The organism is Ensifer sp. Root142 (genome assembly GCF_001426785.1).
Lineage (GTDB): Bacteria > Pseudomonadota > Alphaproteobacteria > Rhizobiales > Rhizobiaceae > Ensifer > Ensifer canadensis.
The window spans coordinates 109,413-132,704 of the sequence record NZ_LMFK01000046.1; the positions used below are offsets into that span (position 1 = coordinate 109,413).

Here is a 23,292-nt window from a genome sequence, read left to right on the forward strand (position 1 = left end):
TGCGGCATAAGTCGACCCGGATTGGCCGAATTTTGCCGTAAATTGGTTTCTGAGGATGTGAATCGCGAAAACGCGAGGGCGGCGGTCAGATCATTCCGAAGACATAAGCGAGCGGAAGAATGGCAAGTGCGCCCTGCACTAGGAGCGCCACCCAGTTGTAGAGCGTGCCGCCGTTGTCGCTCATCATGGAGAGAATGCGGCCGAAGGCGGCGAGCGCAAAAGCGGCGCCGACGGCGAGATAGACCATCGGCTGCGCCAGGAGGATGGCGGCAAGGCCAAGGCCGGCATGCATGCCCCCCATGGTCGAGCGCGCTTCGGCGAGACCGCCACGGCGGCCTTCGGCAATGCCGATGCCGGCGGCGCGAAAGGTAAGCCGCGGCGCAAACAGCATGACGACACCGATCAGCGCCGCGACCGCTGCCGCACAGAAGGCGAGGAATTCGCCGGTTTCCGTCGGAATGTAGAACTCCATGCCCGTTCCCGCAGATGAGCGCCGATCTCGATCGCCTCGCCTTCAGGCCATGCCTTGGGACGATGCGTTTCTTGACCTCTAGCGCATGTCGCAGCGGTTGTGAATCGCCCACGATCCGATCGCAGCCACGATCACAGGAAACTTTCGATCACAGGAAGCTCTGGGGATCGATGTCGAGCTGGACGCTGATCGAGCCGCGCTCCTTCGGGCCGGCGGCAATCATCGCCTTGACGAAGGCCTGCATGTCGCTGTTGCGGCGCCCGTGCACCAGCAGCCGAAATCGATGGCGGCCACGGATCAGCGCCAGCGGCGCCTCGGCCGGACCGAGGATCGAAATGCCATCGGTGCGCGGCGCTGCACTTCGAAGTCCGCGGGCATGGGTCTCGGCATCCTGTCGCGTATCGGCCGATACGATCAGCGACGCCAGCCGGCCGAACGGCGGCAGCAGCGCCTTTTCGCGCTCGGCGATCTCGCGGTCGTAAAAGGCATCCGCATCGCCCGAGACGATCGCCTGCATCACCGGGTGCTGCGGCTGGTAGGTCTGGAGCAAGCCGAGGCTCTTCAAACCGGTTCGGCCGGCGCGCCCGGTCACCTGCGACAAGAGCTGGAACGTGCGCTCCGCCGCTCGCGGATCGCCATTGGCAAGCCCGAGATCGGCATCGATGATGCCGACCAGCGTCATCAGCGGAAAATTGTGGCCCTTAGCGACAAGCTGCGTGCCGATGACGATATCCGCTTCGCCACGCGCAATCGCCTCCAGCTCCAGCCGTAGGCGCTTCACGCCCATCAGATCGGAGGAGAGCACGATCGTGCGCGCCTCTGGAAAATGGCGCTCGACCTCTTCGGCGATGCGCTCCACACCCGGACCGCAGGCAACGAGGTGATCGAAGGTGCCGCATTCCGGGCAGGCCTCAGGCGTCTTTTCCGCATAGCCGCAATGGTGGCACTGGATCTGGCCACGGAAGCGATGCTCCACGAGCCAGCTCGAACAGTCCGGGCACTGGAAGCGATGGCCGCAGACGCGGCAAAGGGTCAGCGGCGCATAACCGCGCCGATTGAGAAACAGCAGCGCCTGCTCGCCACGCTCGACGGCCTTGCCGATCTGGTTGATGAGAACCGGCGACAGGAACCCGCCGCGCGCCGGCGGATGCTGGCGCATGTCGACGACGCCGAGCCGCGGCAGCGCCGCATCGCCGAAGCGGGTCGGCAGATGGATCGGTTTATAGCGACCAACCTCGCCATTGACCCGGCTTTCGACCGATGGCGTTGCCGAAACCAGCACCACGGGAAAGCCGGTGATGCGCCCGCGCACGACGGCCATGTCCCGGGCATTGTAGAACACCCGATCCTCCTGCTTGTAGGCGGGGTCGTGTTCTTCATCGACGATGATGAGGCCCAGTTCCTCGAACGGCAGGAACAGCGCCGAGCGGGCACCCGCGACCACGCGCACCGTGCCGGTCGTCACCTGCCGCCAGACTTTTTCGCGCGTCCGCGGCGCGAGATCCGAGTGCCACTCGGCCGGCTTGCTGCCGAAGCGATCCTGGAAGCGTTCGAGGAAGCTCGCAGTCAGGGCGATTTCGGGCAGCAGGATCAGCACCTGCTTGCCGGCCCTGAGCGTCGCGGCGATCGCTTCGAAATAAACCTCGGTCTTGCCCGAGCCGGTGATGCCGTCGATCAGCGACACCGAAAACCCGCCCTGCTCGACAGCGGCCAAAAGGTCGGCAGCCGCATCCTTCTGCGGTCCTTCGAGCCGGTGGGCGGCGAATTCCGGGTCGGGAGCCGCCACTACAGGCGGCGGCGCCATGAAGACCGTCTCGAAGACGCCCTGCTGGGCAAGGCCGTCGATGACGCTCGACGACGCGCCGGCCGCGTGAGCAAGGCCTGAGCGCGTCCAGGCAAAACCATCGCCGGCAGCAGCGATGACGCGCTCGCGGGCCGTCGTCATGCGCTCGGGGCGCATGTCGGTCAGCCGCAGGGCCTCCACCATCGGTTCCGGATCGAAGGCCGCTGGCGCACGCAACGCCATGCGCGCCACCAGACCCGGCGGTGTCACCGTATAGGTCGCCACCCAATCGAGAAAACTGCGCATGTCAGGCGTCAACGGCGGGCAGTCGAAGACCTTTTCGATCGCCTTCAGCTTCTTCGGATCGACGCTGCCATCGTCGTCGCCATCCCAGACGACGCCCACGACCAGACGGGGGCCGAGCGGCACCTGGACGATCGAGCCGGGCTCGACCGCCATGCCATCAGGCACCGCGTAGGAATAGGCCTTCGAGGCCGGCATCGGCACCAGAACTGGCACGACACGACGGCCGGAAACAGGCCCGAATAAATCGGTTGAATCGCGAGTCATTTTGCCGTGACCTTGCCACGTGTTTCGGTTAAAGAAAACTGCGCTGCGAACCGCAGCCTTGCCGGCGCAGGGTTTCTCACGGTTCCACCAGAGTTTCAACGCGCGCGTTCTCTGCCAAAGGAATTCCTCCCGGTAGATATGCGCCCGAACGGCAATCGTGCCCCAAGGGAGTGACCCCATGAAATTTTTCGTTGATACCGCCGACGTCAAGGAAATCCGTGAGCTGAACGATCTCGGCCTCCTTGATGGCGTGACCACCAACCCTTCGCTGATCCTCAAGTCGGGCCGTGACATCACCGAAGTCACCAAGGAAATCTGCGGCATCGTCGAAGGCCCGGTTTCGGCCGAAGTGACCGCGACCGAATACGCCGAGATGATGAAGGAAGCGGCCGTTCTTTCGAAGATCGCCGACAACATCTGCATCAAGCTGCCGCTGACGCTTGACGGCCTCAAGGCCTGCAAAGCCCTGACGTCTGACGGTCATCAGACCAACGTGACGCTGTGCTTCTCGGCCAACCAGGCGCTGCTTGCCGCCAAGGCCGGCGCGACCTTCGTTTCGCCCTTCGTCGGCCGCCTCGACGACATCGCGTTCGACGGCATGGACCTGATCCGCGAAATCCGCCACATCTTCGACAACTACGGCTACGAGACCGAAATTCTCGCCGCCTCGATCCGCACCGTGAACCACGTCAAGGAAGCCGCGCTCATCGGCGCCGACGTCGTCACCGCACCGCCGGCAACGCTGAAGGCGCTGGTCAAGCACCCGCTGACCGACAAGGGCCTCGAAACCTTCCTCGCCGATTGGGCGAAGACCGGCCAGAAGATCGCCTGATCTTTTCGCGATAAAGATTCGAAGGCTCCGCAGCGATGCGGGGCCTATTTTATGCGTCATCGTCGTCCATCAGGCCAGTGAGCCGCATACCGTCGATCCAGGTGGCGCTGTCCTTGCGGATCACCCGGCGGGCGCGAACGCCGCAGCGCTCGCGGATGGCACCGGCCAGCCGCTCCGAATGGGTAACGATCCAGATCTGGCTGTCGCGCGAGGCGCTGGCGATCATGTCGGCGAGCGCGGGCAGCATATCCGGATGCAGGCTGGTTTCCGGCTCGTTGAGCGCGATGAAGGGCGGGCGGCGATAGGAAAGCAGCGCTGCCGCAAGCGCCAGGAACCGCATTTGCCCGTCGGACAGTTCGCGCGTCGAAAACGGCCGTTGCGGGAAATCGGGAAAGACGAGCGAGAATTCGGCGAACTGTCCGGGATGCGGCACCTCCAGATAGGCGCCGCCAAATGCATCGGCGATGGCGCGGTCGAGATCGACGGTGTCTTCGCGGGTATGGCGCAGCGTCGCGAAGACCGCCGCCATGTTGGTGCCGTCTTCGTCCAACATCGGTGCCGTGACTGCAAGGCACGGCAGGCGCAGGGGTGAATCGCGATCGGTGCGGAAGCCGTGAAAGAAGCGCCATTGATCGACGGCCCGGCGGAAGCTGCCAATCTCAGGATAGTGCCCGGCATCGCCCAACAGCGCGATCGCCGTCTCCGATTGTAGCGCCTGCTCGGGATAGTCCTCCATCCGCCCGCGGTCGCCGCGCACGAAGATGCCGGGACCGGCGCGCTTCATCATCGTCACCGGACGTCGTCCGGTCTCGACGCTCAGCTCTTCTTCCTTGACCTGCGGTTCATAGGCAAAGCCTGCGGCCGCCTTTGGCGGGCGCAGTCCCGCTTCTATCCGGTAGCGGAAGGTGATGGCCCGCTCCTCGTCCATCAACTCCGTCTCGAGCCGGATGCGCGCCGGTTTGTCGGCCCGTCGCCGACCGCTCCAGAGTGCGGACGACATGCCGCCCTCCTTGGCGATCTCATGGGCAAGGTTGCCGCGCACAGCCGCCTGCACCAGTTGCAGCGCGCGGTAGAGGTTGGATTTGCCCACCCCGTTCTCGCCGATAAACAAATTGACACCGGTCAGATCCATGCGGATCGACTTCAGGGAACGGTAATTTTCGGCGAACATCGAACGAAGCAGCATGGTTCTGCTTAGCGCATTCCCGCCATCACATGAAGGGATCAACAGGCAACGGCAGCGCGCAAAGCCGGCCGAAACACCGCATCGGCGTCGCGCGCCAGTTCGGACACCGTGTGCCGTTCCAATGCCTTCGTCACGTCGACAGCGTCACCGTCCAGAGCCTCCGGCGCAATGAGATTGCCGATGCGGAAATCGAAGAGGTCGCCCTTCTTGTTGAGCAACTCGTGGAACACCGTCATGTCGCGCAGTTCGGTCGACCACTTGGCAAACCAGTAGAACAGGCCGGAATTGCGCGCGCTCATATGAACCGGCAGGATCGGCAGGCCGTATTTGCGCGCAAAGCCGACGGCCGACGTCTTCCACGGCCGCTCGTTGAGACGGCCATCGGCCCAGTAGGCGATGCGGCCGGAGGGAAACAGCACCGTCGCCTTGCCCTCGCCGATCGCTCGGTTGGTCACCTGCAGCGTTTCACGGGCCTTGAGCTTGCTCTTGTGCTCCTCTCGCCATTCGACCGGAATGACCATCTCGACGAAACGTGGGTTGACGCGGATCGCGTCGCGGTTGGCGAAGAACATCATGTCCGGCCGCCGCGTCTTCAGGAGATCGAAGACGGCGATGCCGTCGGCAATCCCGGTCGGATGATTGCTGACCAGCAGGAACCCGCCCTTATCAGGAATGCGCTCAGCCCTATCGACACGCACGTCGAGTGAGAGAAGCGAACTCAGATGCTCGAAGGCATGGAAGCCCGGCACGTTGGCCACGGCGTCAGCGAATTCCAGCGCCTTTCGGTAGTTCAGAAGCGTGTGGAGAAAGGGCCGGAGAACGGGCCACATCGGGCTCCTGACGATCCTCTGGCCGCGTTCGGCAATGAGTGTATCGACGATGTGGCCGGGCTGCCCTTGCGAGACCAGGGCGATCACTTCAGCAAAATGCGCGAATCCGTTCACCGAATCCCGTCCCGCCATGGTTTCATCCGATTCTTTGCGGCTGAACATCGCAACTCAATATGATCGAAGGATGACAAAATCCAAGGCTACGTTAGCAAAAACATAAGAGGCATCAGGGCATTGTCGATGACCGACCACCTTGGAAAGCGACAATGAACGAGCTGCTCGTCATCGGCCATCCAGACCTGCTTGCAGAGCGCCAGAGATGGCTGCAAGGGCTCTTGCAGGAGCGCCGCCTGTCCGACAATACCGTCGACGCCTATGAGCGCGACACGCGACAATTCCTCACATTCCTCACCGGCCATCTCGCCGGCCCGCCCCGTCTTTCAGACATCAGCACATTGCGGCCGGCCGACCTCCGCGGCTTTCTCGCCCAGCGTCGCAAGGGCGGTGCGGGCGCGCGCACGCTCGGCCGGGGCCTAGCCGGCCTGCGCTCCTTTCTGCGCTATCTCGAACGCAGCGGACTTGCCAATGCCGCCGGTGCCGCGGCCGTCCGTTCGCCGAAGCAGCCGAAATCGCTGCCTAAGCCGCTGACGGACCGCGAGGCGCTCAATGTCGTCACGACGGATGCGCAGCTTGCCGAAGAGCCGTGGGTGGCCGCGCGCAACGCCGCCGTGCTGACGCTGCTCTACGGCTGCGGCTTGCGCATTTCCGAGGCGCTCGATCTGACGCCGGGCGATTTCGCCGGCACGCCATCCTCGCTGCGCATCACCGGCAAGGGCGGCAAGACCCGCATCGTGCCGCTCATGGCTGTGGCGCGCGACGCGGTCGCGACCTATCTCAAGCTCTGCCCCTACCATGCCGGCGCCGACGAGCCGATGTTCCGCGGTACGCGCGGGGCGAAACTTCAGCCGGCCATCATCCAGCGCGAGATGCAGAAGCTGCGCGGCGCGCTCGGCCTACCCGACACGGCCACACCGCATGCGCTGCGCCACTCCTTCGCCACGCATCTGCTGGCTGGCGGCGGCGATCTCAGAACTATCCAGGAGCTGCTGGGCCACGCCAGCCTGTCAACGACACAGGTCTATACCGGCGTCGACTCGACGCGGCTGCTGGAGATCTACGACCGGGCTCATCCGCGCGCCTGAATTTGGGCGGAGGGGCAGGTTAACCATACCTATTAAGGAAGCCGTGACCGACGAAGCGTAGGGTCCGCTAGACTCGGCAGAACATTAGGAAGTGATCATGTATTCGATCGCCAAGCCCGCCCGTAACCTCGCGGCCAGGGCCGCCGATATGGCCCTCTGGCTGATCGCGCTTATCCATCTGCTGCTCGCGGCCAGCCTCATTGCGATGGTCGCCTCGATCTCGCAGGCGCACGCCGCGGCCGAAGCCGTCTGCGGCGGTACGAACATCATCACCGGTCTCGAAAAAGCCGACCCCGCAAAACTCGCCAGGCTGAAAGCCGAAGCCGACGCCATCCCGAACGGCAAGGGCATATTCTGGAAGATCGAGAAGGATGGCATCGCCCCCTCCTGGCTACTCGGCACCATGCATGTCACCGATCCGCGCGTACTGGCGATGCCAACGGGTGCCGCCGATGCCTTCGCCACGGCATCGACCGTCATCGTCGAATCGGACGAGATCATCGACGAGAAGAAGTCGGCCGCCGCCATCCTGATGCGGCCCGACCTCACCATGTTTGCCGACAACAAGACCATCAACGATTTTCTCAACCCTGAAGACCGCGAGCGGCTCGAACGCGGCCTCAAGGAGCGCGGCATACCGCTGACGCTGGTTGCCAAGATGAAGCCCTGGATGATTGCGAGCTTCGTCGCGCTGCCGGCCTGCGAGATGACGCGCAAGGCGGCCGGCGCATCGTTCCTCGACATGAAGCTCGCTGAAGACGCCGTCAGCCAGGGCAAGACGCTGAAGGGGCTTGAAACCCTCATCGAGCAGCTGGCCGCGATGGATTCGCTGCCGACCGAACTGCACCTGCGCGCCCTCATCGAGACGCTCGCCCTCGGCAAGACGATCGACGACGTGCTCGCCACCACCACCGACCTCTACCTCTCCGGCGACACCGGCATGATCATGCCGATGATGAAGGCCGTTTCCGAAGATGTGGCAAGCGAAGACGCCGGCTACGCCGACTTCGAACAGCGCATCATTATCGACCGCAACAAGACGATGGCGACACGCGCCGAGCCGATCCTCGGCAACGGCAACGTCTTCATGGCGGTCGGTGCCCTGCATCTTGCCGGCGACGTGGGCCTGGTCGAACTGCTCAAGCGCCAGGGCTTCTCGGTCACCCGCGCCAACTGACGGAACCGGCCGGCAGGGATGCCGGCCACGGGCGCCTTCCGTCTTCAAGCGACTGCATGCTTCCTGAAATCGTATCCGGTCTAAGGATAAAAACATGCAGCAATTCAAAGTGCTAAAGCGACCTTTACGCGTCTAACAAGACGCGCGGCGCCGTAGTATTGACACAAGAGCCGGTCCCGAAGTCTGCCGCGCGGCATGATCGGTCTCTATCCTCGACAGAGGGCGGTGATGCCGCTCAGCCACGTGGGCTCGCTGCGCCCGCCAGCAGCGTCGGCACGATGACCTTGTGAAACGGCATGACTGCCGCCAGGTAGACGCGCCCGAGCGTGTTGTGACGCCGGATCAGTGTCGTCATGCCGATGATCTGGTTGACGGCCGATCCCGCCCTGACGTCAACGACGATGCGAAAATCGAGATGGGCATCGTTGAAGCCGAGCACGACCTCGTCGTCGCTTCGAGACAGCACCGGAAACGGGCCGATAAGGCCAAGCTTGCCCGGTGAAGGCGCCTCCGACTTGAGGCCGGCCACCGATACCACCCGGTTGCGAAGCTTAAGCAGGGTGCGAACCCAGGCGGGAGAATTGCCGAGCGAGCGCTCGGCCACCTCGATCGCCGTCAGCCCCTTTCCGTTCAGGGCAAGCTCGAAACGATCAGCCCAATCGGCATCCGGCAGATGCGGGCTCGGCAAAAGAACGGTGGCGGGTCTAGGTTTCATGATCCCTCGTGGCGGCAGCGAGAGCAATTCCAGGAAACTGGTGAAACGGTTTTCCCGGGAATTGCGCAATTGCCAAGAGCGACGGCTTTCCGTCGCAAGCGCATGGGGTCGATGATCGCGCCTAATGTCGGCGCAAGACAGGGGGCCGCTTGTCGCAGCCCCCTGCCAAATCGTCACATATGGATCGGCTTGAAGAAGGTCGACAGCGCCGCTTCCTTGACCGCTTCCGACATGGTCGGATGTGCATGGCAGGAGCGGCCGAGATCTTCCGACGAGCCACCGAATTCCATCAGAACGGCAATCTCGTGGATCATCTCGCCGGCGCCGAAGCCGACGATGTGGCCGCCGAGAACGCGGTCGGTTTCCTTGTCGGCGAGGATCTTGACGAAACCGTCGGTCGCCTGCATCGCCCGCGCACGACCGTTGGCCGTGAACGGGAACTTGCCAACCTTGTAGGCGACGCCTGCAGCCTTCAGTTCTTCCTCGGTCTTGCCCACGGAAGCGACTTCCGGCTGGGTGTAGACGACGCTGGGGATGACGTCGTAGTTCACGTGGCCGGCCTGACCTGCGAGGATCTCGGCAACAGCAACGCCTTCGTCTTCGGCCTTGTGCGCCAGCATCGGGCCGCGCACGACGTCGCCGATGGCGTAGACGCCGACAACGCTCGTCTGGAAATGGTTGTCGATCTCGACGCGGCCGTGCTTGTCCATGACGACACCGGCTTTGGCGAGGCTAAGACCGTCAGTGTAGGGCTTGCGGCCGGTGGCGATCAGAACGACGTCGGCATCGAGCGTCACGGCGTCACCGCCCTTGACCGGCTCGTACGTCACCTTGGCGCCCTTGCCGTCCTTGACGACGCCGGTCACCTTGGCACCGAGCTTGAACTCCATGCCCTGCTTTGCGAGCATGCGCTGAAACTGCTTGGAGACTTCGCCGTCCATGCCGCCGAGGATCGCGTCAAGATATTCGACCACGGTCACCTTGGCGCCGAGACGGGCCCAGACCGAGCCTAGCTCGAGGCCGATGACGCCGCCGCCGACGACGATCATGTTCGCCGGCACCTTTTCGAGCGCGATGCCGCCGGTGGACGAGATGATCACCTTCTCGTCGATCTCGACCGACACGCCCGGAATGCCGGCAACGTCGGAACCGGTGGCGATGACGATGTTCTTCGTCTCCAGAACCTGCTCTTCGCCCTTGTCGTTGGTCACCGAGACCTTACCCTGGCCGAGCACCTTGCCGGTGCCCTGGATGCCGTCGATCTTGTTCTTCTTGAACAGGAAGGAAACGCCCTCGACGTTGGACTTAACCGTCGCGTCCTTGTGCGCCATCATCTTTTCGAGGTTGAGCTTCGGCGCGTCGACTTCGACGCCGAGCGTATCCAGGCCGTGGCCGGCCTGGTGGAAAATTTCCGAAGCGTGCAGCAGGGCCTTCGACGGAATGCAGCCGATGTTGAGGCAGGTGCCGCCATAGGTGGCGCGCTTTTCGACGACGCCAACCTTCAGGCCGAGCTGTGCCGCCTTGATAGCGCAGACATAGCCGCCTGGGCCGCTGCCGATAACGATGAGATCATAAGCCATTGGATTATCCTTCCTTCAGGGACGGTTACCGTCCGCCGCTGACATTGAGAATGGCTCCCGTCACGTAAGTCGCCTTATCGGACAGGAGGTAAAGAACCGCATCCGCCACTTCCTCGGCCGTGCCGGGTCGCTGGACGGGGATGGTTGACGCGAGATCGCGTGCCCGGTCCGGCAGGCCGCCGGACGCGTGGATTTCGGTGTCGATGATGCCGGGGCGAACCGCGTTGACGCGCACGCTCTCGGTGGCGACTTCGCGCGCAAGACCGATCGTGAACGTGTCGATCGCGCCCTTCGAGGCGGCATAGTCGACATATTGCGCCGGGGAGCCGAGTTCGGCCGCAACCGACGAGATATTGACGATCACGCCGCCCTTGCCGCCGTGACGCGTCGACATGCGGCGAACGGCTTCTGCCGCGCACAGGATCGAACCGGTCACGTTGATGCGGAACATCCGCTCGAGCCGCTCAACCGACATTTCGTCGATGCGCTGGGTCGGGCCGACGATTCCGGCATTGTTGACCAGCCCGTCGAGCCGGCCGAAAGCCTTGTCGACGGCGGCGAACATCGATTTGATGTCCGCATCGGACCCGACGTCGCCCCTGACCGCGATCGCCGAGCCGCCGCCCTTCCGGATCGTGGCCACGACCGCATCTGCCGCCTCGGCGTTCGATGCGTAGTTCACGACGACGGACCAGTCGGCTCTGGCGGCGCCGAGGCAGACAGCTGCCCCGATGCCACGGCTGCCGCCGGTGACGAGAACAACGGGCGCAGCACTCATTCGGCGCACCCCTTGAGAGTGAAGGCGTCCCAGCTGTCTGTTTCGGCCTTGCCCTTGCCCCAGGCGCTCGACGCGCGAAGGGCGGGGCCGAAATCCGGCAGCAGGATCTGGTGTGCAGCCGGCGCGGTTTCGGCCGGAATCGCGTCGATCGCACCCGTCTTGCCGACGGAATAGACAGGCCCCTGCCAGACGGTGCATTTGCGAAGCTCTTCGCCGGTGACGTCACCGGTGGGGCACTTGTGCATGACGATGCCGGTCGCGCGTTCCGGCTCGCCGGAAGGCATGACGACACCGTCGAGCAACAGGCCCGGTTTCAGAACCGCGATCTTGAAAAGATTGCTTGTCACCGCACTTTCCGATCCCACCGGCTCGAAGCGCAGCTCATAGGCGCCGTCGCGGTCGCCATAGATGGCGCGCGCCTGGCTGCATTCCTGGCCAAGCGCCGGCGTGGCGACCACGGCGCCGAGTGCAGCGACGAGCAGAGAACGGACAATGACCATGATCAAACGGCCTTCTCGGTCGCGAGCTTCAGGCCGAGCGCGATGAACACCAGGCCGCTGGTGCGGTCGATCCACTTGCTGGCGCGGGTGAAGGCGGCGCGCATGCGCGGCGTGGTCATGAACAGGCTGACGCCAACGAACCACAGGATGAGGCAGGTTGCCATCACCAGCCCGTAGCCAAACTTGATCATGATCGGCGTGTGGGCGCCAACGACCGTCGAGAAGATCGACAGGAAGAAGAACACCGCTTTCGGATTGAGCGCATTTGCCGCAAAGCCGAGGCCGAACGCCTTGATCGCGGACTGGCTCCTTGCCGGTTCGCCTGATGGTGCGGCGTCGACCGAAATCTCCGTCTGGCCGGCCCGCAGCGCCTTGATCCCGATATAGATCAGGTAAGCCACACCGCACCATTTGACGATGTTGAACAGATAGATCGACTGCGAAATGATCAGCCCGAGACCGAGGATCGTATAGGTCACGTGGAACATCAGCGAGCTGCCGATACCGAAGGATGTGATGATCGCTTGACGGCGGCCATGGACGATCGACTGGCGCATGACCATCGCCAGATCGGCGCCGGGCGAGACGATGGCGAAGGTGAAGATCGCCATCAGCGATGCGAGTTCGAAAAGATATTGGCTCATGATTGTGCGACCGGTGCGTTGAAGGCCCAGACGTGGCCGAAGGGATCCCTGATGCGCGCATAACGCGCCTGCCAGAACGTATCCTGCGGCTCCAGAACTGTCGATGCCCCGGCCGCCATGGCCCGGACATAGGCCGCATCGACATCGCCCGCTTGAGGCAGGTTGATGCTGATCGCCACGCCGGTGCCGCCGACGGTCAGCGGCGACAGCACGCTGCCGCCGAATTCGGGGAACTCGTCGTGCATCATGACCTCGCCGCCGAACAGCGCCAGGTTGGCGTGCATCACGCGCTTGCCGTCTTCGGCCATCTGATGGAACGTGTTCACCGCACCGAATGCCTTCTCGTAGAAGGCGATTGCCGCCAACCCGTCCTTGACGCAGATGTGTGCCTGGATAGGCGGTACGTCGGATCCGAATGCCATGTCGTGCTCCTCCGTCTAGAGCATTTCCAGGAAAAGTACGAAGCGGTTTCCCGTCAGGAAATGCGTAAAAACAAATAGATCGAGCGTTTCCAAGACTCCGCTTAAAACCGGAAACGCTCTAGACGAGAATACCTGCCAGCATCAGTATGAGCCCGGCGGCAGACACCGTCCACACAGCCGAGCGGACAAGCCCGAGACCGCCGATATAGATCGGCAGATAGGCGACCCTTGCCCAGAACCAGATCATCGCGCCCCATTGGCTGAGCGCGTCGCTTCGACCCGAAAACTCGATCACGACGGCAAGCGCAATGAAGACCGGATAGGTTTCATGGAAGTTGCGCAGCGCCCGGGTGGCTCGTCCCGTCAAGACGTTCGGCTCGGGCGCCACATCGCGATTGGTGTCGGCTTCGATGATGCCGTTCTGCAGCCTATAGGTTCCCGCCTGCGCCATTACATAGACGAAGGCGAGCACGGCACTCCAGAGCAGGTAGGTCAGTTCCAGCGACATCAGGGGATCCGGAAAGAACGGGCCGGAGAAGCAAAAGGGGGCTGCGATTGCGCCCCCGTCATTGCCTTAGAGATCGAGAACCAGACGTTCCGGATCCTCGAGGCTGTCCTTGACGCGCACGAGGAAGGTAACCGCTTCCTTGCCGTCGACCATGCGGTGGTCATAGGACAGCGCCAGGTACATCATCGGACGGATGACGATCTGACCGCCGACCACGACCGGACGGTCCTGGATCTTGTGCATGCCGAGGATGCCCGACTGCGGCGCATTCAGGATCGGCGACGACATCAGCGAACCGTAGACGCCGCCATTGGAGATGGTGAAGGTGCCGCCCTGCATGTCGGCCATGGAGAGCTGGCCATCGCGAGCAAGCTTGCCCAGGCGGCCGATGTCCTTCTCGATCTCGGCGATCGACATCTGGTCGGCATCGCGAACGACCGGAACGACAAGACCCTTGTCCGTGCCGACGGCGACGCCGATGTGGCAGAAGTTCTTGTAGATGACGTCGGTGCCGTCGATTTCGGCGTTGACGGCCGGGATTTCCTTCAGCGCATGGGTGACGGCCTTGGTGAAGAAGCCCATGAAGCCGAGCTTCACGCCATGCTTCTTCTCGAAGATGTCCTTGTACTTGTTGCGCAGGCTCATGACCGCGCTCATGTCCACTTCGTTGTAGGTGGTGAGCATGGCGGCGGTGTTCTGCGCGTCCTTGAGGCGACGGGCGATCGTCTGGCGCAGGCGGGTCATCTTGACACGCTCTTCACGAACGACGTCCTCGGTAGTCGACGGCGCGCGGGCCTGGACCTTGACCGGCTCGGAAGCGGCCGGTGCCGAAATGCCCTTGGCGACCGCGGCGAGCACATCCCCCTTCAGGACCTGGCCGCGCTTGCCCGAACCATCGACCTGGTCGGCCGAGAGGTTGTTTTCGGCAAGCAGCTTGCCGGCGGACGGAGCCGGCGGCATCGACGATGCGGTCGGTGCGGCAGCGGCAACTGCGGGCTGGGCAGCCGGAGCGGCAGCAGCCGGCTCGGCCTTCTTCTCGGCAGCAGCCGGAGCGGCAGCAGCGGCGCCAGCGCCGGCGGCGATCTGGCCGAGCAGCGCGCCGAGACCGACGGTTTCGCCGGCCAGGGCAACGATTTCGGAGAGAACGCCGGCCGAGGGAGCCGGAACTTCGATCGTCACCTTGTCGGTTTCGAGTTCGAGCAGCGGCTCGTCTGCCTTGATGGCATCGCCGACCTTCTTGAACCAGGTGCCGACGGTCGCTTCACTGACGGATTCGCCAAGGGTGGGAACGCGGATTTCTGTTGCCATGATTTTTGTTCCGTTGATCAGATATCTGTTTCTATCGATTGGCTCGGCGCCAAGGGGGCAGGATCAGCCCCCCAGCGCGTCCTCGAGGAAGGCGGCCAGCTGCGCCATGTGCTTCGACATCAGGCCCGTTGCCGGCGATGCCGCAGCCGGACGGCCGGTGTAGCGCACGCGCTGATACTTGGCGTCGATATGAGCCAGCACCCATTCCAGGTACGGGTCGATGAACGACCAGGCGCCCATGTTCTTCGGCTCTTCCTGGCACCAGACCATCTCCGCGTTGCGGAAACGGCTGAGCTCGTTGATCAGCGCCTTGGCCGGGAACGGATAGAGCTGTTCGACGCGCAGCAGGTAGACATCGTCGATGCCGCGCTTCTCGCGCTCTTCGAGCAGATCGTAGTAGACCTTGCCGGAGCAGAGCACGACGCGGCGGATCTTCGAATCCTTCTGCAGCTTGATCGGGCCGTCCTTGATGACCTCGGCGTCATCCCACAGCAGACGGTGGAACGAGCTTTCGCCGGCCATTTCCGACAGGCTCGAAACCGCACGCTTGTGGCGCAGCAGCGACTTCGGCGTCATCAGGATCAGCGGCTTGCGGAAGTCGCGCTTCACCTGGCGGCGCAGGATGTGGAAGTAGTTCGCCGGCGTCGTGACGTTGGCGACCTGCATGTTGTCTTCCGCGCAGAGCTGCAGGAAGCGTTCGAGGCGGGCGGAGGAGTGCTCCGGACCCTGACCTTCATAGCCGTGCGGCAGCAGGCAGACGAGGCCAGACATGCGCAGCCACTTGCGTTCGCCCGACGAGACGAACTGGTCGAACACGACCTGTGCACCGTTGGCGAAGTCGCCGAACTGGGCTTCCCAGAGCGTCAGCGCATTCGGACGGGCCAGCGAGTAGCCGTATTCGAAACCGAGCACGGCCTCTTCCGAAAGCATCGAGTTGATGACTTCGTAGCGGGCCTGGGTCGGCGCGAGGTTGGCAAGCGGGATGTAACGGTCTTCGGTCTGCTGATCGTAGAGAACCGAGTGGCGCTGCGAGAAGGTGCCGCGTTCGCAGTCCTGGCCCGAAAGGCGGATCTTCGTGCCTTCCGTGACGAGCGTGCCGAACGCAAGCGCTTCAGCCATCGCCCAGTCGATCCCCTCGCCGGTCGAAACCATGTTGGCGCGGTTTTCCATGAAGCGCTGGATCGTGCGGTGCGCATTGAAGCCGGCCGGGATCTCGGCGATCTTGCGGCCGATTTCCTTGAGCTGCTTCATCGGCACGGAGGTCTTGCCGCGACGCTGTTCGTCCTGGTTGTCGGCCGAACGCAGGCCCGACCAGACACCATCCAGCCAGTCGGCCTTGTTGGGCTTGTAGGACTGGCCAGCCTCGAACTCCTGCTCGAGATGGGCGCGCCAATCGGCCTTCATCTTCTCGACTTCGCCTTCGCTCATCAGGCCTTCGGCGACCAGGCGGTCGGAGTAGAGCTGGACGACGGTCTTGTGGGCGCGGATGACCTTGTACATCTTCGGCTGCGTGAACGCAGGCTCGTCGCCTTCGTTGTGACCGAAGCGGCGGTAGCAGAACATGTCGATGACGACAGGCTTGTGGAACTTCATCCGGAATTCGGTGGCGATCTTGGCAGCGTAGACGACCGCTTCCGGATCGTCGCCGTTGACGTGGAAGATCGGCGCCTCGATCATCTTGGCCACATCCGACGGATAGGGCGACGAACGCGAGAAGGCCGGGTTCGTGGTGAAGCCGATCTGGTTGTTGATGATGAAGTGGACCGTGCCGGCAACGCGGTGACCGCGCAGGCCGGACAGGCCGAGGATTTCGGCAATGACGCCTTGGCCGGCAAACGCCGCATCGCCGTGCAGCAAGAGCGGCATGACCTTTGAGCGTTCGCGCAACGGGATGATGTCGCCTTCGAACACTGTCGCCATCTGGTCCTGCTTGGCGCGGGCCTTGCCCATGACGACAGGGTTGACGATTTCCAGGTGCGACGGGTTCGCCGTCAGCGACAGGTGAACCTTGTTGCCGTCGAATTCGCGGTCGGAGGAAGCGCCGAGGTGGTACTTCACGTCGCCCGAACCTTCGACGTCATCAGGAGCGTAGGAGCCGCCCTTGAATTCGTGGAAAATGGCGCGGTGCGGCTTTGCCATCACCTGGGAAAGCACGTTCAGGCGGCCGCGGTGGGCCATGCCGAGAACGATTTCCTTCAGGCCTTCCTGGCCGCCGCGCTTGATGATCTGCTCGAGCGCCGGAATGAGCGATTCGCCGCCGTCGAGACCGAAGCGCTTGGTGCCCTTGTACTTGACGTCGATGAACTGCTCGAAGCCTTCCGACTCGATCAGCTTCTGCAGGATCGCCTTCTTGCCCTCGGGCGTGAACTCGACGCCCTTGTCCGGACCTTCGATGCGTTCCTGGATCCAGGCTTTCTCTTCCGGGTTTGACATGTGCATGAATTCGACGCCGATCGTCGAGCAATAAGTGCGCTCGAGGATTTCGACCATTTCGCGAATGCTCGCGTATTCGAGGCCGAGCACGTTGTCGATGAAGATCTTGCGGTCGAGATCCTTCTCCTCAAACCCGTAGTTCGAGGGCGAAAGCTCGTTGTAGTCATCGACCGGGGCAGCAAGGCCGAGCGGATCGAGCTTGGCATGCAGGTGGCCACGCGCACGATAGGCGCGGATCATCATGATGGCGCGAACGGAATCGCGCGTCGCCTGATGGATATCTGCCGCGCTCACGGCGGTGCCGGTGACGGCAGCGGCTTCTTCCGCCTTCGCCTTGACCTTCTTCTCGATGACCTTTTCGACCCTACCCCAGTCGCCATCGAGCGCCGAGACGAGTTCGCCATTAGCGACGATCGGCCAGTTGGGCTTCTTCCAGGAGGCGCCCTTGGCGGCCTTCACCACGTCTTCCGGCTTGTCGGCCAGCGCCTTGAAGAAGGCCTGCCATTCAGCCGAGACGGACGACGGATCCGTTTCGTAGCGTGCATAGAGCTGCTCGATATAGGCGGCGTTCGCGCCGTCCAGAAACGATGTGAGCTGGAATTGCTCGTTGGCCTCTTGCCTTGCCATGGGTTCTCGCGGACGTTTTGGTCCGCCTCCTGACTTAAGTTGGGATGCCGGGTTTTCCCGGTCGTTCATCATTGTCAGACGCATCCAGTGCGCCCTGCTTTTGGGTCCTTGCAGCGCCGTGCGTCGATCAGGACGCGCGAAGGGCGCTGTAACACTTTCAACCTGCTGCATGATCTTGTCCTTAAATCGATGCCGACCGAAGGACTTGTGCAGGCAGTGCGGTCATCGGGGCCGGCTTTGATGGCCGGCCCCGATGACGCAATTCTGAGGTCAGCCCTTGAGGACTTCGACCAGCGTCTTGCCGAGGCGAGCCGGCGATGGCGACACGCGGATGCCTGCCGATTCCATCGCAGCGATCTTGGATTCCGCATCGCCCTTGCCGCCGGAAACGACGGCACCGGCGTGACCCATGGTGCGGCCCTTCGGCGCGGTACGGCCCGCGATGAAGCCGGCCATCGGCTTCTTGCGACCCTTCTTGGCCTCGTCGATGAGGAACTGCGCCGCATCCTCTTCGGCCGAGCCGCCGATTTCGCCGATCATGATGATCGAGGTCGTGGCCTCGTCGGCGAGGAACATCTCGAGCACGTCGATGAACTCGGTGCCCTTGACCGGGTCGCCGCCGATGCCGACGGCCGTCGTCTGGCCGAGGCCTTCGTTGGAGGTCTGGAACACGGCTTCATAGGTCAGCGTACCGGAGCGCGAGACGATGCCAACCGAACCCTTGCGGAAGATCGAGCCCGGCATGATGCCGATCTTGCATTCTTCCGGCGTCAGGATACCGGGGCAGTTCGGGCCGAGCAGGCGCGACTTGGAGCGGTCGAGACGAGCCTTGACGCGCACCATGTCGGCAACCGGGATGCCTTCGGTAATGCAGGTGATGAACGGGATTTCCGCATCGATCGCCTCGATGATCGCGTCCGCGGCGCCTGCCGGCGGAACATAGATCACGGATGCGTCCGCACCGGTCTTCTCACGGCCTTCGGCAACCGACGCGAAGATCGGCAGGGTTTCGCCCTTGGAACCGGTCCAGGTTTCGCCACCCTTCTTCGGGTGAATGCCGCCGACCATCTGCGTGCCATAGTAGGCAAGCGCCTGTTCGGTATGGAAGGTGCCGGTCTTGCCGGTCAGGCCCTGAACGAGGACCTTGGTGTTCTTGTTAACGAGAATCGACATGAGGTCTGGTCCTTCAGTTAGCCGTTGATCGCGGCAACGATCTTCTTGGCAGCGTCGTCCAGATCGTCGGCGGCGGTGATCGCCAGGCCGGATTCGTTCAGGATCTTCTTGCCAAGCTCGACATTGGTGCCTTCGAGACGCACGACCAGCGGAACCTTGAGGCCGACTTCCTGCACGGCCGCAACGACACCTTCAGCGATGACATCGCACTTCATGATGCCGCCGAAGATGTTGACGAGGATACCCTCGACCTTCGGGTCGGCCGTGATGATCTTGAAGGCTGCCGCGACCTTCTCCTTGCCGGCGCCGCCGCCGACGTCGCAGAAGTTCGCCGGCTCCTTGCCGTAGAGCTTGATGATGTCCATCGTCGCCATGGCAAGACCCGCGCCGTTGACCATGCAGCCGATGTTGCCGTCGAGCGCCACATAGGCGAGGTCCCACTTGGAGGCCTCGATTTCCTTGGCGTCTTCTTCGGTTTCGTCGCGCAGCGCCTTGATGTCGTCGTGGCGGAACAGGGCGTTGCCGTCGAACGAGACCTTGGCATCGAGAACGCGCACGCGGCCGTTCTTCATGACGATCAGCGGGTTGATCTCAAGCAGGCTCATGTCCTTCTCGACAAAGGCCTTGTAGAGGATCGGGAAGAGCTTTTCGGCGTCGGCCTTGGCTTCGCCTTCGAGCTTCAGGGCCGAGGTGAGCTTGGCGAGATCAGCGGCGGTGACGCCAGCTTCCGGATTGATCGCGACGTTGACGATCTTTTCCGGCGTGTCGTGCGCAACAGCCTCGATGTCCATGCCGCCTTCCGTCGAAACGACGAAGGCAACCTGGCCGACCGAGCGGTCAACGAGCAGCGAAAGATAGAGTTCGCGATCGATGTCGGCGCCGTCCTCGATGTAGAGGCGGTTCACCTGCTTGCCGGCAGGGCCGGTCTGCGCCGTGACGAGCGTATTGCCGAGCATGTCCTTGGCATGAGCCTTGGCTTCATCGATCGAGAAAGCAAGACGAACGCCGCCCTTGGCGTCGGCGGAGAGTTCCTTGAACTTGCCTTTGCCGCGACCGCCGGCATGGATCTGGCTCTTGACGACGTAGAGCGGGCCCGGGAGCTTCTTGGCAGCCGCTTCTGCTTCGTCGGCGGAGAAGATCGCGACACCTTCCGCGACCGGCGCGCCGTAGCTCTTCAGGAGAGCCTTGGCCTGATATTCATGAATGTTCATGGTGTTTTTCCTGTCTGGAGCATTTTGCAGGCGGGGGAAATACCCGCCCGCGAAAATGCGGCAAAAACAAAAGGTCGAGCGAATGCAGGCATCCGCTCAACGGGACGCGATTACTGCTTCAGGCTCGGCGCAATGCCGATGCAGGCTTCGCAAAGGCCGGCGACCGAAGCGACCGACTTGTCGAAAGCTTCCTTCTCGGCCTTGTTGAGGTCGATCTCGATGATGCGCTCGACGCCGCCGGCACCGATGACGGTGGGAACGCCGACATACATGTCCTTGACGCCGTACTGACCGGTCAGGTGTGCCGCGCAAGGCAGAACGCGCTTCTTGTCCTTGAGGTAGGCTTCAGCCATTTCGATCGCGGAGGCGGCCGGTGCGTAGTAGGCAGAGCCGGTCTTGAGCAGGCCGACGATTTCGGCGCCGCCGTCACGGGTGCGCTGGATGATTTCTTCGAGGCGTTCCTTGGTGACCCAGCCCATCTGGATGAGGTCGGTCAAGGGAATGCCGGCAACGGTCGAATAGCGGGCGAGCGGCACCATGGTGTCGCCGTGGCCGCCGAGAACGAAGGCGGTGACGTCCTGAACCGAAACGTTGAATTCCTGGGCGAGGAACAGGCGGAAGCGGGCGCTATCGAGAACGCCGGCCATGCCGACGACCTTGTTCTTCGGCAGGCCGGAGAACTTCTGCAGCGCCCAGACCATGGCGTCGAGCGGGTTGGTGATGCAGATCACGAAGGCGTTCGGGGCGTACTTCTTGATGCCCGCGCCAACCTGTTCCATGACCTTGAGGTTGATGCCGATCAGATCGTCGCGGCTCATGCCCGGCTTGCGGGCGACACCGGCGGTGACGATGCAGACATCGGCGCCTTCGATGGCGGAATAGTCGCTGGCACCCGTCAGGTTCACGTCGAAGCCTTCGACCGGGGAGGACTGGCCGATGTCGAGGCCCTTGCCCTGGGGGATGCCGTCGGCAATGTCGAAGAGGACGATGTCGCCCAGTTCCTTCAGGCCGGCGAGATGCGCCAGCGTGCCACCAATCATCCCTGAACCGATAAGTGCGATCTTGTTGCGCGCCATGAAAGTGCTTCCTTTGTGATCCCAAACTGATCGAGGCCTGAAACGCCGCAAACGCCAAACCTTCGCCGGAAGCCATTAAACGGCAATCGTTGAAATATCAATCGATACTTTTGGATGGAACAATTTCAATCGGTTAGATCATAAAATTCTTACGTAAACGTAAGAATTATCGTCATTCGCGCGTCACGAAACCGCAATATTTTCAGGATGTTCTGCCGCATATTCCGCGCTCTGCATCTCGATCAGCCGCGAAACGGTCCGGTCGAACTCGAAGCCTTCCGTGCCCTTCTTCAGCGTCAAAAGGTTCTGCGGTTCGGCAGCGGCCGAGGCAAAGAGGCGGGCGCCGTTGTCGTAGAGCGTGTCGACCAGCAGGATGAAGCGCTTGGTTTCGTTGCGCACATGCGGCCCGAGATGCGGCACGTGATCGACGAAGAGGGTGGAATAGCGCTCGAGGATCGCAAGATAGTCGGCAGCACCGAGCGGCTGCTGGCAAAGGTCGGTGAAGCTGAAACGGGCCGCCTTTCCGGCTGCTGCCGGCACCGGAATCTTGCGGCCCTTGCGCGGCACCTCGGCGGGCGCGACGGCGGCCCCTGCCGTTTGCCTGTTCCAGGCCTGCGCCATCGCCGCGTCGGCCTCGGGTCCGAGCGGTGAGATCCACACCGGGCTGCCGTCCGTCTTCATCAGGCGGTAGTCGGTATCGGTGTCGAGCGAGATGATCTCGGCATTCGCCTTCAGGAGATCGATGAACGGCAGGAAGAGCCCGCGATTGAGACCGTCGCGGTAGAGATTGTCAGGCGCCACATTGGAGGTTGCGATCAACACGCAGCCCTTGGCGAAGAGTTCGCTGAAAAGCCGGGCGAGGATCATCGCATCGGCAATGTCTGTCACCGTGAATTCGTCGAAGCAGAGGAGCCGCGCCTCGCCGAAGAGGTCGGAGGCAACCGGCGGAATGGGATCGGCCTGCTTCGTCTCGCCGTTCTTCAGCTTCTGGCGGTGCCTGTAGATCCGCTCATGCACGTCGGCCATGAACTCGTGAAAATGCGCCCGGCGCTTGCGCTGGATCGGCACCGCCTGGAAGAACATGTCCATCAGCATGGTCTTGCCGCGACCGACACCGCCATGGATGTAGAGCCCCTTGACCGGGGGATGATCCTTCTTGCGCGAGGCAAAGAGCCAGCCGAGCGCATTGGTCTTGCGCGACGGCCTGCTTGCCAGGAGCTCGGCCGAAAGATGATCGAATCGCCGGGCGATCGCGAACTGGGCCGGATCGCGTTTTCGCTCGCCGCTCTGAACGAGTGTTTCGAGCTTGCGGTAGATGCTGTCGTCAGGATTGAGCACGTCTCACCCGAGGTGGACCGGAAAACAAGAAGCCCGGCGATTAGCCGGGCTGGACCAGGTCATTAGCGGCTGAGGCTGACCGGCTGGCCGCCATTGGTGGAGCCGTCGAAGCGCGCATCGGCCGTCTTGTAAAGGCGAGCGATGGCGTTGCCGGTGCGGTCCTTGAGGACGACCTGCTTGCCGGCCACTTCCCAGGAACCCATAGCCGTCAGCTCGCCGGCGCAACCACGCGTGCCGCCGCGCGAACCGCTGCCGAGGTTGGTCAGCGTCAGGAACATGTCGCAGGAGCTGCCGGCGCTCGAAACGCGCCAGTTGCCGACCATCGATTCCTTGGTCACATCGAGCGCGTTGGTGGCTGCTGCTACCTGGGTACCAGGTTGAGCGGCACCGGCCATTGCCGTTCCCGCCGTCGGTGCAGCCGGGAATTGTGACGTGTTGCCGGTGGGATCAGGGAGTTGGTTCGACGAGACCGACGGTACGGGCTGGGCCTGGAGGGGAGCAGGTGAAGAATCCTGGGAGCTGAAGCCACCCATGGATGTCCGCTGGCATCCGGTCAGCGCAAGCACAACCGCCAGCCCCGCCGCCGCATGAATAACCCGCATATCTTTACTCCCGATGTGTTCCGCGAACCATGATGCAACGCGATAATATAGGCCGAAATACAGCAAATCCACCTGTCAAATCAAGGGACGACGATTCATGTCTACCTGTTGCAGGATTGAAACGTCTGCGCGAACGGGACAATGACGACTTCTGGCCCGGCAGCATGTTGCTTCAGGTGACCGAAATGACTGTCTTGCGCCGGCACAATCAACGATTGCCGGACGGACAAACAAGGCCGTTCGAGGAAGCTCCTTCACCCGGCGAAGAGAAAACGCAAACGGCGGGCACAGGGCCCGCCGCAATATGCGATAGCGCGTCGATTAC

21 protein-coding genes are annotated in these 23,292 nt (G+C 62.9%); 3 read left to right on the top strand and 18 right to left on the bottom strand.

Features of this window, described 5'->3' with window-relative positions; all coding sequences use genetic code 11:
• Positions 1–85 precede the first annotated feature (85 nt).
• Both ASD52_RS30960 and ASD52_RS30965 read right to left on the bottom strand, forming a co-directional pair.
• Complete coding sequence (locus ASD52_RS30960) at positions 86–472, bottom strand: hypothetical protein (RefSeq protein WP_057221780.1); 387 nt, start codon at positions 470–472, stop codon at positions 86–88.
• A gap of 148 nt (positions 473–620) precedes the next feature.
• Positions 621–2,825, bottom strand: coding sequence for a primosomal protein N' (locus ASD52_RS30965; protein ID WP_057221812.1), 2,205 nt, complete (start codon positions 2,823–2,825; stop codon positions 621–623).
• Positions 2,826–3,003: 178 nt separating this feature from the next.
• On the opposite strand from ASD52_RS30965, the gene fsa reads away from it, so the two are divergent.
• Positions 3,004–3,657, top strand: coding sequence for a fructose-6-phosphate aldolase (gene fsa, locus ASD52_RS30970; RefSeq protein WP_025425070.1), 654 nt, complete (start codon positions 3,004–3,006; stop codon positions 3,655–3,657).
• Positions 3,658–3,706: 49 nt separating this feature from the next.
• Here fsa and ASD52_RS30975 read toward each other — a convergent pair whose 3' ends face one another.
• Both ASD52_RS30975 and ASD52_RS30980 read right to left on the bottom strand, forming a co-directional pair.
• On the bottom strand, positions 3,707–4,843 hold the full coding sequence (locus ASD52_RS30975; RefSeq protein ID WP_057221781.1) for an AAA family ATPase: 1,137 nt from the start codon (positions 4,841–4,843) through the stop codon (positions 3,707–3,709).
• 38 nt (positions 4,844–4,881) lie between these two features.
• A complete protein-coding gene (locus ASD52_RS30980; RefSeq protein WP_057221813.1) occupies positions 4,882–5,805 on the bottom strand; it encodes a GNAT family N-acetyltransferase in 924 nt (307 codons plus the stop codon).
• A gap of 134 nt (positions 5,806–5,939) precedes the next feature.
• On the opposite strand from ASD52_RS30980, the gene ASD52_RS30985 reads away from it, so the two are divergent.
• Both ASD52_RS30985 and ASD52_RS30990 read left to right on the top strand, forming a co-directional pair.
• Complete coding sequence (locus ASD52_RS30985) at positions 5,940–6,875, top strand: tyrosine recombinase XerC (RefSeq protein ID WP_057221782.1); 936 nt, start codon at positions 5,940–5,942, stop codon at positions 6,873–6,875.
• A 97-nt stretch (positions 6,876–6,972) separates the two neighbouring features.
• A complete protein-coding gene (locus tag ASD52_RS30990; protein ID WP_057221783.1) occupies positions 6,973–8,052 on the top strand; it encodes a TraB/GumN family protein in 1,080 nt (359 codons plus the stop codon).
• Positions 8,053–8,287: 235 nt separating this feature from the next.
• Here the strand turns inward: ASD52_RS30990 and ASD52_RS30995 are convergent, their stop codons facing one another.
• The 14 genes from ASD52_RS30995 to ASD52_RS31060 all read right to left on the bottom strand — a co-directional run bounded on the left by ASD52_RS30995 (position 8,288) and on the right by ASD52_RS31060 (position 22,967).
• Positions 8,288–8,767 (bottom strand): DUF2867 domain-containing protein, encoded by a 480-nt coding sequence (locus tag ASD52_RS30995; RefSeq protein WP_057221814.1) that lies wholly within the window; start codon positions 8,765–8,767, stop codon positions 8,288–8,290.
• Between the two features lie 173 nt (positions 8,768–8,940).
• Entirely contained in the window at positions 8,941–10,347 is a 1,407-nt protein-coding gene (gene lpdA / locus ASD52_RS31000; RefSeq protein ID WP_057226438.1) for a dihydrolipoyl dehydrogenase, read from the bottom strand.
• A 25-nt stretch (positions 10,348–10,372) separates the two neighbouring features.
• Positions 10,373–11,125 (bottom strand): SDR family oxidoreductase, encoded by a 753-nt coding sequence (locus ASD52_RS31005; protein WP_057221785.1) that lies wholly within the window; start codon positions 11,123–11,125, stop codon positions 10,373–10,375.
• Entirely contained in the window at positions 11,122–11,625 is a 504-nt protein-coding gene (locus tag ASD52_RS31010; protein WP_057221786.1) for a hypothetical protein, read from the bottom strand. Before ASD52_RS31010 ends, ASD52_RS31005 begins: the two co-directional genes overlap by 4 nt.
• A 2-nt stretch (positions 11,626–11,627) precedes the next feature.
• On the bottom strand, positions 11,628–12,269 hold the full coding sequence (locus tag ASD52_RS31015) for a LysE family translocator (RefSeq protein WP_057221787.1): 642 nt from the start codon (positions 12,267–12,269) through the stop codon (positions 11,628–11,630).
• Positions 12,266–12,691, bottom strand: coding sequence for a VOC family protein (locus tag ASD52_RS31020; protein ID WP_057221788.1), 426 nt, complete (start codon positions 12,689–12,691; stop codon positions 12,266–12,268). The genes ASD52_RS31015 and ASD52_RS31020 overlap by 4 nt, the downstream gene beginning before the upstream one ends.
• Before the next feature lie 118 nt (positions 12,692–12,809).
• Positions 12,810–13,199 carry an MAPEG family protein gene (locus ASD52_RS31025; RefSeq protein WP_057221789.1) on the bottom strand — a complete coding sequence of 130 codons (390 nt, stop codon included), beginning with the start codon at positions 13,197–13,199 and terminating at the stop codon, positions 12,810–12,812.
• 66 nt (positions 13,200–13,265) lie between these two features.
• Positions 13,266–14,507, bottom strand: a complete 1,242-nt coding sequence (gene odhB, locus ASD52_RS31030) for a 2-oxoglutarate dehydrogenase complex dihydrolipoyllysine-residue succinyltransferase (protein WP_057221790.1) — start codon at positions 14,505–14,507, stop codon at positions 13,266–13,268.
• A 63-nt stretch (positions 14,508–14,570) separates the two neighbouring features.
• Positions 14,571–17,567, bottom strand: a complete 2,997-nt coding sequence (locus ASD52_RS31035; protein ID WP_057221791.1) for a 2-oxoglutarate dehydrogenase E1 component — start codon at positions 17,565–17,567, stop codon at positions 14,571–14,573.
• Positions 17,568–17,837: 270 nt separating this feature from the next.
• Positions 17,838–18,740: a succinate--CoA ligase subunit alpha gene (sucD, locus tag ASD52_RS31040; protein WP_057210840.1), complete on the bottom strand. Its 903-nt coding sequence runs from the start codon at positions 18,738–18,740 to the stop codon at positions 17,838–17,840.
• 17 nt (positions 18,741–18,757) lie between these two features.
• Positions 18,758–19,951 (bottom strand): ADP-forming succinate--CoA ligase subunit beta, encoded by a 1,194-nt coding sequence (gene sucC, locus ASD52_RS31045; RefSeq protein WP_025425085.1) that lies wholly within the window; start codon positions 19,949–19,951, stop codon positions 18,758–18,760.
• Positions 19,952–20,061: 110 nt separating this feature from the next.
• Entirely contained in the window at positions 20,062–21,027 is a 966-nt protein-coding gene (gene mdh, locus ASD52_RS31050; RefSeq protein ID WP_025425086.1) for a malate dehydrogenase, read from the bottom strand.
• A gap of 183 nt (positions 21,028–21,210) precedes the next feature.
• Positions 21,211–22,365: a cell division protein ZapE gene (zapE, locus tag ASD52_RS31055; protein WP_057221792.1), complete on the bottom strand. Its 1,155-nt coding sequence runs from the start codon at positions 22,363–22,365 to the stop codon at positions 21,211–21,213.
• Between the two features lie 62 nt (positions 22,366–22,427).
• Positions 22,428–22,967, bottom strand: coding sequence for a protease inhibitor Inh/omp19 family protein (locus ASD52_RS31060; RefSeq protein WP_025425088.1), 540 nt, complete (start codon positions 22,965–22,967; stop codon positions 22,428–22,430).
• Between the last annotated feature and the right edge of the window lie 325 nt (positions 22,968–23,292).

Bases quoted from the DNA above. Each gene is read 5' to 3' on its own strand.
- ASD52_RS31015 (WP_057221787.1), bottom strand. From the start codon at position 12,269: ATGAGCCAATATCTTTTCGAACTCGCATCGCTGATGGCGATCTTCACC.
- ASD52_RS30965 (WP_057221812.1), bottom strand. From the start codon at position 2,825: ATGACTCGCGATTCAACCGATTTATTCGGGCCTGTTTCCGGCCGTCGT.
- ASD52_RS30975 (WP_057221781.1), bottom strand. From the start codon at position 4,843: ATGCTGCTTCGTTCGATGTTCGCCGAAAATTACCGTTCCCTGAAGTCG.
- ASD52_RS30980 (WP_057221813.1), bottom strand. From the start codon at position 5,805: ATGGCGGGACGGGATTCGGTGAACGGATTCGCGCATTTTGCTGAAGTG.
- fsa (WP_025425070.1), top strand. From the start codon at position 3,004: ATGAAATTTTTCGTTGATACCGCCGACGTCAAGGAAATCCGTGAGCTG.
- ASD52_RS31025 (WP_057221789.1), bottom strand. From the start codon at position 13,199: ATGTCGCTGGAACTGACCTACCTGCTCTGGAGTGCCGTGCTCGCCTTC.
- ASD52_RS30960 (WP_057221780.1), bottom strand. From the start codon at position 472: ATGGAGTTCTACATTCCGACGGAAACCGGCGAATTCCTCGCCTTCTGT.
- ASD52_RS31035 (WP_057221791.1), bottom strand. From the start codon at position 17,567: ATGGCAAGGCAAGAGGCCAACGAGCAATTCCAGCTCACATCGTTTCTG.
- mdh (WP_025425086.1), bottom strand. From the start codon at position 21,027: ATGGCGCGCAACAAGATCGCACTTATCGGTTCAGGGATGATTGGTGGC.
- ASD52_RS30990 (WP_057221783.1), top strand. From the start codon at position 6,973: ATGTATTCGATCGCCAAGCCCGCCCGTAACCTCGCGGCCAGGGCCGCC.
- ASD52_RS30985 (WP_057221782.1), top strand. From the start codon at position 5,940: ATGAACGAGCTGCTCGTCATCGGCCATCCAGACCTGCTTGCAGAGCGC.
- sucC (WP_025425085.1), bottom strand. From the start codon at position 19,951: ATGAACATTCATGAATATCAGGCCAAGGCTCTCCTGAAGAGCTACGGC.
- ASD52_RS30995 (WP_057221814.1), bottom strand. From the start codon at position 8,767: ATGAAACCTAGACCCGCCACCGTTCTTTTGCCGAGCCCGCATCTGCCG.
- ASD52_RS31010 (WP_057221786.1), bottom strand. From the start codon at position 11,625: ATGGTCATTGTCCGTTCTCTGCTCGTCGCTGCACTCGGCGCCGTGGTC.
- sucD (WP_057210840.1), bottom strand. From the start codon at position 18,740: ATGTCGATTCTCGTTAACAAGAACACCAAGGTCCTCGTTCAGGGCCTG.
- lpdA (WP_057226438.1), bottom strand. From the start codon at position 10,347: ATGGCTTATGATCTCATCGTTATCGGCAGCGGCCCAGGCGGCTATGTC.
- odhB (WP_057221790.1), bottom strand. From the start codon at position 14,507: ATGGCAACAGAAATCCGCGTTCCCACCCTTGGCGAATCCGTCAGTGAA.
- ASD52_RS31060 (WP_025425088.1), bottom strand. From the start codon at position 22,967: ATGCGGGTTATTCATGCGGCGGCGGGGCTGGCGGTTGTGCTTGCGCTG.
- ASD52_RS31020 (WP_057221788.1), bottom strand. From the start codon at position 12,691: ATGGCATTCGGATCCGACGTACCGCCTATCCAGGCACACATCTGCGTC.
- ASD52_RS31005 (WP_057221785.1), bottom strand. From the start codon at position 11,125: ATGAGTGCTGCGCCCGTTGTTCTCGTCACCGGCGGCAGCCGTGGCATC.